General features: G+C 71.2%; 10 protein-coding genes. 3 read left to right on the forward strand and 7 right to left on the reverse strand.

Features of this window, described 5'->3' with window-relative positions:
• Positions 1 to 13: 13 nt before the first annotated feature.
• The gene (locus CMC5_RS15635) at positions 14 to 802 is read left to right on the forward strand and encodes a hypothetical protein (protein WP_156338617.1); all 789 of its coding nucleotides are present in this window, start codon (positions 14 to 16) and stop codon (positions 800 to 802) included.
• Between the two features lie 294 nt (positions 803 to 1,096).
• On the opposite strand, the gene CMC5_RS15640 is transcribed toward CMC5_RS15635, so the two are convergent.
• The 4 genes from CMC5_RS15640 to CMC5_RS15655 form a co-directional block, all read right to left on the reverse strand.
• Complete coding sequence (locus CMC5_RS15640; RefSeq protein WP_050431184.1) at positions 1,097 to 3,712, reverse strand: hypothetical protein; 2,616 nt, start codon at positions 3,710 to 3,712, stop codon at positions 1,097 to 1,099.
• A 488-nt stretch (positions 3,713 to 4,200) separates the two neighbouring features.
• On the reverse strand, positions 4,201 to 5,181 hold the full coding sequence (locus tag CMC5_RS15645; protein ID WP_050431185.1) for a hypothetical protein: 981 nt from the start codon (positions 5,179 to 5,181) through the stop codon (positions 4,201 to 4,203).
• A 577-nt stretch (positions 5,182 to 5,758) separates the two neighbouring features.
• Positions 5,759 to 6,736 (reverse strand): hypothetical protein, encoded by a 978-nt coding sequence (locus CMC5_RS15650; RefSeq protein WP_063796285.1) that lies wholly within the window; start codon positions 6,734 to 6,736, stop codon positions 5,759 to 5,761.
• A complete protein-coding gene (locus tag CMC5_RS15655) occupies positions 6,733 to 7,134 on the reverse strand; it encodes a RidA family protein (RefSeq protein WP_050431186.1) in 402 nt (133 codons plus the stop codon). The genes CMC5_RS15650 and CMC5_RS15655 overlap by 4 nt, the downstream gene beginning before the upstream one ends.
• Positions 7,135 to 7,220: 86 nt before the next feature.
• Between CMC5_RS15655 and CMC5_RS15660 the strand changes: the two genes are divergently transcribed.
• Entirely contained in the window at positions 7,221 to 8,672 is a 1,452-nt protein-coding gene (locus CMC5_RS15660) for a hypothetical protein (RefSeq protein WP_050431187.1), read from the forward strand.
• Positions 8,673 to 8,691: 19 nt separating this feature from the next.
• Here the strand turns inward: CMC5_RS15660 and CMC5_RS15665 are convergent, their stop codons facing one another.
• Both CMC5_RS15665 and CMC5_RS15670 read right to left on the reverse strand, forming a co-directional pair.
• Complete coding sequence (locus CMC5_RS15665) at positions 8,692 to 9,105, reverse strand: hypothetical protein (RefSeq protein WP_050431188.1); 414 nt, start codon at positions 9,103 to 9,105, stop codon at positions 8,692 to 8,694.
• 76 nt (positions 9,106 to 9,181) lie between these two features.
• Positions 9,182 to 9,943 (reverse strand): TetR/AcrR family transcriptional regulator, encoded by a 762-nt coding sequence (locus tag CMC5_RS15670; protein WP_050431189.1) that lies wholly within the window; start codon positions 9,941 to 9,943, stop codon positions 9,182 to 9,184.
• Between the two features lie 82 nt (positions 9,944 to 10,025).
• Between CMC5_RS15670 and CMC5_RS15675 the strand changes: the two genes are divergently transcribed.
• Positions 10,026 to 11,090, forward strand: coding sequence for an aromatic ring-hydroxylating oxygenase subunit alpha (locus tag CMC5_RS15675; protein ID WP_050431190.1), 1,065 nt, complete (start codon positions 10,026 to 10,028; stop codon positions 11,088 to 11,090).
• A gap of 19 nt (positions 11,091 to 11,109) precedes the next feature.
• On the opposite strand, the gene CMC5_RS15680 is transcribed toward CMC5_RS15675, so the two are convergent.
• Positions 11,110 to 12,093: a hypothetical protein gene (locus CMC5_RS15680; protein ID WP_050431191.1), complete on the reverse strand. Its 984-nt coding sequence runs from the start codon at positions 12,091 to 12,093 to the stop codon at positions 11,110 to 11,112.
• Positions 12,094 to 12,171: the final 78 nt, after the last annotated feature.

Here is a 12,171-nt window from a genome sequence, read left to right on the forward strand (position 1 = left end):
GGGGAAGACGACCATGAGACACGATGGATGGAAGCAAGCCTGGCTGGCCATGCTGGCCGGCGCGGCACTCCAGATCTCCAGCACGGTGCTGCAAGGGTGCGTGCTCGACAACCAGGGCACGTGTGACGATCAAGGCCGGTGCGTCGGCAAGTCCGGCCGACCCGGCGGCGAGGCCGGGCCCGACTTCGGCACGCCCTCGAACCCCTCCGGAGGATCCGCCCAGCAGCCCACGAGCGAGCTCCCTGGGCAGCGGCCCCAGGGCCTCTGCTCCTCGAGCTGCGACGACGGCAACCCGTGCACCGACGACACCTGCGACGACGCCCACCAGTGTCACCACGACCCCGCGATCGACGGCACCCCTGCCGGTGTCGGCGGCTGCCTCGTGATGACCTGCCAGTCCGGCATCGCCCGCCCAGCCGAGCCCCTCGAGCCCTTGCCCGCTGGCGTCTCGTGTGGCGAAGACAAACGTTGCGATGGCGCCGGCCACTGCAAACTCGCCCTCGGTGGCTCCTGCGACGACGACGCGGCCTGCGCCAGCGGACACTGCGTCGCCGGCGTCTGCTGCGGCCTGGCCTGCGACGGCCTCTGCCTGCGCTGCGACCCCGCGGATTTCGATCAATGCCAGCCCCTCGCCTTCGGCGAGCACGACCCCATGTGCTCCGAGGCGTCTGCCTGTAACGACGCCGGCGAGTGCAAGCTGGTCGACGGGACGGGGTGCATCTCCGACGGGCAGTGCCTGAGCGGCCACTGCACCGCGCTGGGAGAGCCGAACAGCCCGTTCCGTTGCGCTCCCGTGCCCTGAGCGCCCCTCCCGGAGCCTGCGTGACCAGAACCTGGGTGTCACACAGGCTCCCTCGACGCGCCCTGGTGCGTGAGCGCGGGGCCGTGTGCCGGTTCTTCCGACGCGCGGTGCGGTGATGCCCGCGCTCGTGGGCAGCGTGGAGCGACCGCCTCGACGTGGTCGGTGACGCTCCTGCCTGCCTGCGCGCGCGCCGCCTCTTGGGCCGGCGAGCGACGCATCCTTTCGAGAATGGAGTGGGAGTCCGAACGAAGTCCTGCGCGGAGCGAGCGATCCCGCCCGCTCCAGCGCCAGCGCTCAGCCGTCCTGCGGTGCGCTCTGTGCCGACGTCCCTGGCGTGGAGGTGCCTTGCGAGCCTCCTGCGCGTGGCGGGGCGCCCTGGCCAGCCGCTCCCTGCGCGGGGAGATCCTGTGCAGGTCCCCCTGGCGTCGTCGTGCCTTGCTGGAGGCGCGCGCGGGCCGAGGCGTCCTGTGCCGACGGCTCCTGGTCTGACGACTCTTGCGTCGACGCGCCCTGTATCGCCTGCGCCGTCGCGCCCGGAGTCGACGGCGCTCGTGTGGGCAGGCCCTGCGCTCCTTGCGGCGCTTGCGCGGGCGCCGTGGAGCCCATCGACGTCGAGCCGGGCACGGTCGGCGCTGGGGGCGCAAGCACCTCGTGGAGGGCCTGCTCGGGAGCGGGCGCCTCCGCGGCGGGGACCTCGGGCGCGGGCGGCGCCGCTTTCATGGGCGCGAGATCCTGGGCTGCCGCCTCCTGCGCGCCCGAGAGGAGCTTCTCCGACCCACCGGGCGCGCTCGCGTTCGACGGATCCGGCGCCTTGCCCACCAGCGCCTCGCCACGCGAGATCACGCCGACCAGCAGGCCTGCCAGCAAGGCCCCGAGCGCGATCATGCTCGCCCACTTGCCCCATCCGCGCCCGCTCTTCTGAGCGCGCTCTTGCGGGACCATGAACACCATCGAGCGCGCCCCGTCGCCGAGCGAGGCTGGCTGACCCGGGATGGGCGTCCCCGTGCAGGGCGCGCCCAGCGGAGGCAGCGCACTCACGCGGAACGTCGCACTCGTCCCCGCCGACGGGATGAACGGCACGTCGTCCGACGTGGCCCCGTCTTCGGACGCCCTGTCGGCGCGCCCCGTCTCGGGCGAGCGCGACCCGATGTCCTCGTCGACCGAGCGGTCCACCACCTGCACCGAGACCTCGGGATTCCTCCGCGGAGGGAGCGCCTCGGCCATCGACGCCAGCGAGTCCACGACGGGCGTGTGCGGCATCGGCGTCTCTGGCGCTTCCGCGTCCTCGTGCAGGAGCGCGCTGGCGTCGAGCGGGCGCGTGTCCGGCGGCGGCGTCGCCGGCCCGTACAGCGGCGTCAGCGGACCCATCGGCGTATCGGGCGCGCTGATGGGCGACCGCGCGGCCGAGGCCAGACGCCGCACGTCCCGCTCGGGCAGGTTCGAGTCCCGCGTCACCGGCGTCTTCGAGGACGGCACCGGCGTCTTCGAGGACGGCACCGGCGTCTTCGACGAAGGAGCCTGCGCGTCGCTCGCTGCCGCACCTGCCGCACCTGCCGCGCCTGCCGCACCTGCCGCGCCTGCCGCGCCTGCCGCGGCCACGGGCATGTTCCGCTTCGCCGTGGCGGCCATGGGTGGCGGTGGCGAACTCTTCACCACCACCGACGACGTCCTCACCACGACCGGCGTGACCACCGCGCCGGTCGGCGCCTTCATCGTCGCCGGGACTGCATCGGGCCAGTTGTCCAGATCGAGCACCACCTCGACCTCGGACGGCGGCGACCGTTTGCTGAGCCCGAAGTCGGGCCGCGTCGGCCGACCCTTGGCCGAGTCGGGCGGCTCTTGCGACACCACCGTCGTCGGCCGCTTCTGCATCGTCGTCGCCTTCGCCAGCGCCTCGAGCAGCTCCGCCCGCGAGCACGGCCGCGTCGGCTCCTCGTCCGCCGACCTCGGCCTCCGCAGCGTCGGCGGCCCGTCCACCTGCGCCCGCGGGAACACGCCCAGGACTTCCCGGGCCAGCGCATCGTCGTCGCTCGGCAGCTCCGAGAGCTGCAGGATCCTGTCCTCGTGCGCCATGCACGGCGGCGCCTTCGGCGTCAGCTCGATGATGAAATCCCCCGAGCTCTCCACCGTCCCGTCGCACACGATCGCCGTCCAGCGCACGCTCGACCGGATGAGCAGCGCCGCGAGCCGCGTCGCCACCTGCGCCAGCTTCCCGAACGGCTCGTCCTCGTCGTGGACGATGATCAGCCGCCCCGTCGTCTTCTCCGGGTTCGCCATCAGCGCAGGCCCTGGCGGCCCGCACGACGGCGCGGGGATGTCGGCGAAGCTCTCCAGGTAGCGCCGCACGAGCGGCGGCCCCTGCAACGGCGCGTGCGTCATGCACCGCGCGTACGCCCGGTAGAACGGCCGCGCCCCACGCGACCGCTCCCAGGCCGACACCGCCCCCGACCCGCCCACGTCGCTCCGCGGCTCCCCGGCCGCATAGCCTGCCACGTGGCTGAACAGCGAGAGCGCTGCGCCCTCCAGCGCACTCTGGCTGAACTGCCGGTCCACCGTTGCGATCGCGTGCGCGAACGCCGGCTCCTCGGCGCCAGCGGCATCGATCATGCCGCTCACGCGCGTCCCGAAGATCAACCCGACCGCCCCGCGACCCGGCTCGCGCACCATGTCGTCGCGAGAGAGGTTGCCGATGGCGAACGCGAACCTGGAGCCTGGCCGTGGCTCCAGCGACTTCATCAGCCGCGCGAGCCGCGTCACATGCGGCCGGGTGAGCTCCCCGCGAGGATCTGGCGTACAGATGAAGTCGAGCTGGTGCCCTGGCACGTCACCGAACAGGGCATGAACCCATCCGGCGCCATCGGGCGCCACATACCGCAGCGGCTCATACGCCGCGACCTTACTGGCGAGCATGCGTCTCCTCCGACACGGGCTGCCCGGTCATCGTGCTTCGGGCCCCGGAGCAGCCCTGCCCCCCCGGGGGAATGGACCGGACCATTCGCGCCCGAGCAGACCTCTGGAGGGTCGGCGCAGCCGCGATAGCCTACCGTGGACTCCGATGACCGAGCCCCCGCCAGCGCTCGCTCGGACCCACGCAAATCGTTCGCACCATGCAGCGCGTCCCGAACGGGGAAACCGCCATGAATCGCGAGCCAGCGCACCGATTGACAGGCCTGTTCGTCGTGCGCGTCCCCCCCGTCCACCGAGGTCCGCCGCGAGCGGCGCGAGCGACGGCCGCGACGCTCCTGCGCGGAGGAGACGGGCGCCCGGGCGTGGATGACGAACAGGGGACGAGAGGACGAGGACGGGGATGGGGACGGGGACGGGTATGGGGACGAGAGGGATGCGTCAGCGAGCGCAGAGAGGTGGGTGAAGCGTCGCGCTCGCTGACGGGGGGCCGATCAGCTGGCGGCGGGCGCCAGGGACGCGGCGCTCATGTCCTGCGTGGTGGTCGGGGAGGTGGTGACGGGCGAGGTCGGTGCACAGGGGGACGTCGGCGTCGTCGGCGTCGTCGGCGTCGTCGGCGTCGTCGGGTCGAGCGGCCGGCTCGGAGCCGTGTCCTTGGGACGCCGTGCAGGCCGACGCCTCGGGAGGCGGAGGGACTGCACTCTCAGCACCGGCACCTTCGGATCCGACTTCCGTGCATCGCGGAGAGCACCCACCAGGGCGCGCAGCTCGTGCAGCACACGCCCGTCCAGGACCTGCATGTGATCGTACTGCGAGCGCACGGTCCCTCGCGCGCTCGCGGCGTGCTCGCGTGCGGCCAGCACCTGCTTGGCGTGCGCCCGGAGCGCCGCGAGCAGTTCCGGCGTGGCGCCTGCGTCGGCGAGCACCCGAGCTGGCATCGTGCCCATCATCGTCTCCAGCTCCCGTGCGAGCGTCTCCAGCGTTCGCGCGCGGGTGTCGGGCCGCTCGGCCTCCTCGGCCAGCTTCTTCACCCGCGCGAGCTGCTCCGGCGACCGCCCGGACAGGTTCCTGAAGGCGCGCAGTCCGGCCCGCCGGAGCTCCCGTGAGTCACGGAGCCGCGCCGACCTCGAAGCGCCGGCGCCGGCAGCATCGATCACGACAGCATCGAGCGCGGCGACCTCGACGGCCAGCGCGCGCGCCGTCTCGAGGTGGTAGCGCAGCCGCAGCGCACCGTAACCCTGGATGCGCCCGGCCAGAATGAGCGGCAGCGCCGTGCGGCATGCATCCAGGCAGTCGTCCAGTAAGGCCGCGGACTCGACCTCGGCACCTGCGTCGCGGGCGGTGTGCTCCTCGATGAGGCCATCGAAGAACGCCCTCTCCTCGTCGGTCGGCACGTCGGAAAGAAGCGCCAGCAGCTCGTCGACCCGGGTCGGGTAGGCGGCAGGCTCGGGAACCGGGGCATTGGGATCAGCCATGAGACATTCCTCCGGAAACTACGTCGGCCGGAAATCGACCGCGCAGCCCTGGAATAGGCACGCCCCGAGCGGTTCGCCATAACAGCCTATTTCAGTCTATTTCAGTCTGTAACACCGGGCGATACGTGACATTGCATCATAGAGGGAGAGGTGCGTGCTTCGCCTACGTCTCCTGACCATCGCGCCAGCGACACGCGGGGATCGGTTCGAGAGAAATTTCGAATGGTTGCCGGCAGAACGGCTGTCGACGGGCCGGGTCGAGGTCCGTTTTGCGACGGTCCTGGGTAGTTCTGCGACGGTCCTGGGTAGTTGCCCAAGCGGTCCTGGGTAGTTGCTCAAGCGGTCCTGGGTAGTTGCTCAAGCGGTCCTGGGTAGTTGCTCAAGCGGTCCTGGGTAGTTGCTCAAGCAGTCCTGGGTAGTTGCTCAAGCAGTCCTGGGTAGTTGCTCAAGCGGTCCTGGGTAGTTGCTCAAGCGGTCCTGGGTAGTTGCTCAAGCAGTCCTGGGTAGTTGCCCAAGCAGTCCTGGGTAGTTGCTCAAGCGGTCCTGGGTAGTTGCTCAAGCGGTCCTGGGTAGTTGCTCAAGCGGTCCTGGGGGGCGGGGTCGCTGGCGCGTCTCCTCCGGAGGTCGGATCGCCTTCGGATGCCGGTGTCTGGCTCTCCACGCGCGCTCGCGGCGGCGCGGGCGTCTTCTGGAACATTTCGGCGAGGATGCGCTCCGTCGCGTCGCTGAGCACATCCCGGTGCAGCCGACCATGCTCGCGGAAGAAGTGCTGCGCCATCCGCCCATCCAGCGCGCGCGTCGCGAGGAGATCGAAGGCGGCGCGCTCGTCCAGCGTGCCTTCGGAGGCCACCACCCGGGCGTCCGGGTGCAGCTCCTCCTGGTCGAAGCGCCCCTCCCAGTGCCCTCCCAGCGTCACCGAGAAGTACTGGAAGGCGGCGTTGCCTGGGCGAGCCATGTGCGACACCGTGACCACGGCCTGAAGCCGGTTCCATTCCTCGGGAGGCATCGTCTTCCGCCAGCCTTCCAGCGTGGCGTGCATGGTCTCGATCTGATCGCGCGCCGACCCCTCGGCGTTGTGGATGATGTCCGGCGACTGCGCGCGCACGTACGCGATCAGCGTCTCCCGCGTGACGTGGCCTTCGGTGAGCGCTCGCTGGAGCAACGCGTGCGCCGACGCGAAGAGGCGCCGCTGGCGGGGAAGCTCGTCGACGGTGAAGCGTCGCCGTGGCAGGCTCGCCTCGGCCAGCGCGAGACGCTCGCCGAGCACGGTGAGGCGCGCGCGGGCCGCCTCGTCGAAGGGCGAGGGTAGCCCCCAGAGGGTGAGGTACACGGCGAGCGGCAGGTGGCTCATCGCCTTCAGCTCGTGGTAGCGGCGGGTGCGGGCGAGGCCTTCGAAGCGCTCTCCGCGGTGCCGCAGGATCAAGCTGTCGTCGATCTGCGCGACGATGGGACTCATGCGCGAAAGCGCCTCGGCGCGATGAGCCGCGTAGGCGTCATGGAAGGCCTGGTCGATGACGCCGAGGGGATCGCTCTCGTCGAGGCCGACGTCGATCATGGCGCCTGCTCCGGCAGGGCGACGGCGTCGGCCTCGATCTCGATCAGCATCGCCGGGTCGATGAGGCGTGAGACCTGCACCATCGAGGTCGCCGGGGGACACGCTGCGAAGAAGGCGCCGTGCGCGCGTCCGAATGCCTCCCAGCGGTCGATGTCGGTCACGAACATCCGCGTGCGCACGATGGCGCGCCGGTCGAGCCCCAGCTTGCGCAGCGCCTCCTCGATGATCTCCAGGCACCGCGCCGCCTGAGCTTCCGCGTCTCCTGGCGCGTACACCGTGCCCTCGTTCGTGATCGGCGCCGACCCCGAGACGTAGACGTGGTGCCCGGCTCGAACGGCTCGGCAGTAACTGACCTTCGCCTCCCAGGGGGCCCCGGAGAACACACGCTCGAACGACATGCCAGAAACGTAGCACCGGCCACCGGCCTTTCTCGTCCAGTCGGTCCTGGCGCGGCGGGCACCCTGGCCCTACCTTCGAGAGCTGCATGCGGGACCCCGCGCCACGCTCCAGCCGCTCCGCGGAGGCCGTCGCCGTCCTCGTCGCGGTGGCGCTGCACGTGGGGCTCCTGGGGACCGGGCTGCTCCCCTGGGCCGAGCGGCCCCTGGCCCAGGCCGACGCCGACGATGCGGTGACCACCTGGTTGGAACTGGAAGACGTGCGCCCTGCGCCCGGCGGCGGGGATATGCCCACGGAAGCGAGCACGCCGGAGCCCCCCGGAGCCCCTCGGGCGCCTGCCGAGGCCCCTCCTTCCGACGACCCGCTCGCGCGCAACGGCGCTTCCGAGGCTCGCCCCGCGGCGGTCGTCCCGTCGCCACCCGCGCCCACGGAGCCCACCCCGACCCCACCTCCCGCGGTCGAGCCTCCCGCTCCCCAGCTGCCGTCGGACCCCCTCGATCCGCCACCCGCGCCGCCCGAGGCCCCGTCGCCCGTTGCGCCGCCCATCGCGCCTCCCGCCGCGGTCCCGGTCGAGCCTCCTGCCATCGCGCAGCTTCCAGGCACACCCCCCTCGGAGACGCCCTCCGCGCCGCCCGAGCCGTCTTCACCTGCCGCCCCTTCGCCAGGCAGTCCCGACGAGTACGGCGGCGCTCCACCACCCGAGGTGGCGCTGGCCCCAGGCCTCGGTGGCGCGCCCGTGTGGACCTTGCCGGGCGTCCTCGCGCCTCGACCCGAAGCGACCGCCGCGCCCACCTCGGCTCCAGCGGCCGCGCCGGTCGACCCGACCATCGCGGGCAAGGTGCTCACCTCCAGCATCCAGACCCGCGACAAATCCCTCGGCTTGCAGATGCCCGCGGCCGGCGTCGTCGCCACCTCCCTCGCCGACGCCGTGCGCAGCTCCACCGCGCCCCTCGACGCCCGCGCCAAGTTCGAGGTGAAGCTCGGTGCCGACGGCAGCGTGCAGGGCGTGCGTGTCCTCAGCGCCACCGCCGGCGACGCGATCGAGTGGGAGCGCGCCGCCAGGAACGCAGCGCAGGCGCTCGCCTCGCGCACCCTCCAGGTCGGCGAGGCCGGACGCGACGGCGTCACCGTGGTGGTGAAGGTCGAATCGAAGGTCGTCTACCCCGCCGGCACCAAGACCAAGGCCGACGTCGAGCCGGTCTGCGCCGAGGACGTGGTCCTCGAGATGGTGCGGAACCTGGAGCAGCTCGGGTCGAGCGAGAAGCCCACGCGCATCCAGCTCGGCGACGGCAGCTTCTGCATCCCCATCGGCCTCCGCGTCCGGGGCGACGTGGCCAACATCGGCGCCGTCCAGCAGCGCGTGGTCAGCTCCAGCTTCGACGTCGTGCTCCCCGGCTCGATGAAGCTGCAAGCCGAAGAGGTGCTGCCCGTCGACACCCGCGCCCCCTGGCTCAAGGACCTCCCCTCGAAGGGCCCGCGGCTACCCCCGCCGAAGAAGTGGCAGAAGAAGAAGAAGCCCAAGAAGAAAAAGGACCCGTAGCGTCAGGGCCCCGTCGCGCTCACCAGCGAAAGTGCGACGAGCCGATCTCGGCCGGCACCACGACGCCGAACGCATTCTGCACGCCGGTGACCATCAGCCGGGTGGGATCGGCGGGATCGATCAGCAGCTCGCACGGCGCCCCGGGTTGCAGCAAGTGCAGGTGGGTCGAGAGACAGGTCAGGTGCGTCTCGATGACCTGGTTCGCGTCGGCGAGCTGCAAGGACACGGGCACACGGTTGTACGACGGGCCATGGCCGTAGCGTCCGAGGATCACGGGTGGATCCACGCGGGCGAAGGTCGCACGGGCACGCCTCCCGATCGGACCGAGCACCGCCGCGGGCCCTTCCGCCGCCGAAGGCCGCATCCCGAAGCGGACGACGAGGAACCCGACGGTCCCGAGGATCACGACCATTCCCAGAAGGAAAATCACCATGACGCGGGTCCACCTTAGGACACGGCAGGAGGATGAGGCGCGGCAAAACGCTGGGCCTGTGGAGCTGGTCACGAAGTCAGCCGAGAGCACGACGGGCGCGCTCTGCCATCGACTGAGGAGCGCGCGCCCCTGGCTCGGCCGGCGCCTCGTGCCCCGTGCCGTGCGCGCGCAGGAACGCCGCGATGTGATCGTCGCAGAAGCGCGTGTACGACAGCGGCCGGCACGCCACGCCGCCGAGTGCACCTTGATGCAGCAGTGCCAGGAGCGGCGGTGACATGAGCGACAGCGCCATGTGCCGCACCTCGCCCGCTCTGAGTTCGCCCCGCGCCACGTGCCGCGCGAGCCGCGCCTCGACGGCCTCCAGCAGCGGATCGAGCACCTCTTGCAGGTAGGCTGGGCCGAGCGTCTCTTGCCGCAGCCCCACGGCGAGCCCCACCGCGAACACCTCGCCCACACCGTGCTGGTCGAACGCCTCGCCCAGGCGGCGCAAGAGCCCGTCGAGGGACGCGCGCACGGGGGCGAGCGGCTCGGTGGCGACGGAGAGCAGGTACGGACGCCCGCCCTCGTGCCAGTGCGCGAACACCGCGGCGAGCACACCTTCGCGCGAGCCGAAGTAGTGCCGGAGCGTCGACGCGCTCACGCCCGCGGCGGCTGCCAGCTCACGCAAGCTCGCGCGGGCCCCGTCGGGTTCGGTCACCCGCGCGAGGAGGCCACGGAGCAACGACGCCCTCGTCGCCTCGAAGTCCGGGTTGCGTGATCCCGCTGGCCGCCCCATCGCGTCGTCCTCGTGCGTCCGTAGTGTAGACCGTTCGTACACCAGGGTCGTCTGCTTGAACACGCATCTTTTGCGCTCTTCCAGGCGCTCGCTTGACCGTCCCCGGAGTGTTGTTTAGACCATTTGTACACGGAACGGAGGCGTCATGTTCGAGGGGTTCGCGAACGTGTGGACACCGATCCTGCCTGCGCGGGAGGTCCGGAACGCGCCGGTCGCGGCGAAGCTCGCCGGGGAGTCGCTGGTGCTCTTTCGCGACGCCGAGGGGCAGATCGGTGCGCTCCTCGATCGCTGCCCGCACCGGGGCGTCGCGCTGTCGCTCGGCGAGATTTCCGAGGGGGGGCACCTGCAGTGCCCGTTCCATGGCTGGTCCTTCCGCGCGGACGGCGCGTGCGCGCACATCCCGTTCAATCCGGTGGGGGACGAGAAGCTCGCGCGGTACGCGGCGCTGGCGGTCCCGGCGCGCGAGGTCGGGGGGCTCGTCTGGGTGTTCACCGGGCAAGACGCGGCCGGGACCGAGCCGGTGCTGCCGTCTGCGCTGGTGGACCCGCGCTGGGGCGTGACCAGCTACCACGAGGACTGGGACACGCACTGGACGCGGGCGATGGAGAACATGCTCGACTTCCCGCACGTGCCCTTCATCCACCGCCGCACCATCGGGCGCGACATGCGGCGGCGGCTGCACAGCCACGCCGAGATGCACATCGAGATCGCGCCCTCCGACTGGGGCGCGACGTTCCACGGCGCGGTCGATGGAGACCCGACGGGCGTGAGCTTGATGTGGCGGCGCCCGAACGGGATGGAGCTGCACGTCAAGCCGACGTCGATGCGCGTCCACATCTACTGCATCCCGCTGTCGGAGCGGTGCACGCGGATGCTCCTGCTCACGGCGCGGACCTTCCTGCGCTGGGGGCCGCTGGCGACGCTGCTGGACTACGCGAACCGCAAGATCCTGCTGGAGGACCGGGCGGTGGTGGAGAGCTCGCAGCCTGCCGAGGTGCCGCCCGCGGCCGAGGAGCTGTCGGTGGCGACCGATGGGCCGACGCTGTACTTCCGGCGGCACTACTTCCGGGAGTTGCGGGGGTCGACCAGCGCGCTGGTGCCGGTCTCACGGCTGCGGGGCGCGGCGGTGGCGCTGCGACGGGAGGCGGGCCTCACCGAGGGGAACTGTGTGGGCCTCGCGGCCACCCCACTCGGCGCGCGAGGAGGTTAGCGCTCGGGCGCGACAGGCATCAGCCTGCCTCCTCTTGCTCGAGGTCCTTGGCGCTCCTGCCCAGGCGCTTCTTCGTCTCGTCGCGCGCCTCGGTGATCGTGGAGCACGTCAGGAGCAGATCGATCATCGCCCAGACACGCATGGCCTGCCGGATCTTGTCTCCCGTGCTCACCTCGGTCGGAGGGCGGATCGCAGGGCCGAGCGTCAAGAGGTAGTGCGGCTCGATCGCGTGGTCTCTCGCGTCGGGGAAGACGTCTCGCGGGTTCGCGAAGACCTGGTAGTCGTCGACGTGGTGGATGGTCTGGAGCCGAGCGTCGTAGCGGAACGCGATGTAGTTTGGTGGCGTTGCGGGCCAGTGTCCCTGGGTCGGGTAGAAGTAACGGCGCCGCTTCGTCGCGACCTCCTTGAAGTCGAGCCCCCAGGCGCCACCAGCCCCGAGCGAGACGACGTACACCATGTTCGAGCGGACGTTCTCCATGCCCAAGATCTCCGTGAGGTAGGCCTTGAATTCATCCAGCAGATGCTTGTTCCGGTTGTTTTCATCCGGGCGCGCGCGGCGGGCGAGTTCCCGGATGCTGCGCCACGTCAGGTGCCGGACGGGGACGCCGTCCAGCTCGGGCGGGAGCGCACGCTCGGCGTAGGCCTGCGTCGCGTTGGTGACCGCGACGAGGATCTTCGTCTCTCTGGCGTCGTGCAGCTTCGAGGCGTACTTCCGGAGCTGCTTCACGCTCGGGAGCTTCACGCCTCGCTTGGCCTCGATGATGCAATGGAACGCGCCTGGCCAGCGCATCTCGACGTCCGTACGGCCGTCTTCCTCGATGCGCTGGAGATGGACGACCCCGCCTTCCGATCCCGGTGTTCCCCCGACGGCCTCCGCGAGCTGCCGCGCGAAGGCCGCCGACCTCGACGCGACCAGGCCCAGCGCGTAGGTCATGTCGTCTTCCCGGGTGCCCAGGAGATCGAAGATCGTTCCGACGGAGCGGCCGTACCGGAGGAGCTTCATCGGGCCCGAGGGTAGCTGAGCCCGAGGCGTGGAGGGCGCGCTGTTCGGCCGCCAAGGCGCGTGCGCGCGAAGCGTGGG

Source organism: Chondromyces crocatus (assembly GCF_001189295.1).
Taxonomy (GTDB): Bacteria; Myxococcota_A; Polyangia; order Polyangiales; family Polyangiaceae; genus Chondromyces; species Chondromyces crocatus.

What these genes read in the sequence shown, in the direction of transcription:
- CMC5_RS15635 (WP_156338617.1), top strand. Translation starts at nt 14, where the DNA reads ATGAGACACGATGGATGGAAGCAAGCCTGGCTGGCCATGCTGGCCGGC.
- CMC5_RS15640 (WP_050431184.1), bottom strand. Translation starts at nt 3,712, where the DNA reads ATGCTCGCCAGTAAGGTCGCGGCGTATGAGCCGCTGCGGTATGTGGCG.
- CMC5_RS15645 (WP_050431185.1), bottom strand. Translation starts at nt 5,181, where the DNA reads ATGGCTGATCCCAATGCCCCGGTTCCCGAGCCTGCCGCCTACCCGACC.
- CMC5_RS15650 (WP_063796285.1), bottom strand. Translation starts at nt 6,736, where the DNA reads ATGATCGACGTCGGCCTCGACGAGAGCGATCCCCTCGGCGTCATCGAC.
- CMC5_RS15655 (WP_050431186.1), bottom strand. Translation starts at nt 7,134, where the DNA reads ATGTCGTTCGAGCGTGTGTTCTCCGGGGCCCCCTGGGAGGCGAAGGTC.
- CMC5_RS15660 (WP_050431187.1), top strand. Translation starts at nt 7,221, where the DNA reads ATGCGGGACCCCGCGCCACGCTCCAGCCGCTCCGCGGAGGCCGTCGCC.
- CMC5_RS15665 (WP_050431188.1), bottom strand. Translation starts at nt 9,105, where the DNA reads ATGGTGATTTTCCTTCTGGGAATGGTCGTGATCCTCGGGACCGTCGGG.
- CMC5_RS15675 (WP_050431190.1), top strand. Translation starts at nt 10,026, where the DNA reads ATGTTCGAGGGGTTCGCGAACGTGTGGACACCGATCCTGCCTGCGCGG.
- CMC5_RS15680 (WP_050431191.1), bottom strand. Translation starts at nt 12,093, where the DNA reads ATGAAGCTCCTCCGGTACGGCCGCTCCGTCGGAACGATCTTCGATCTC.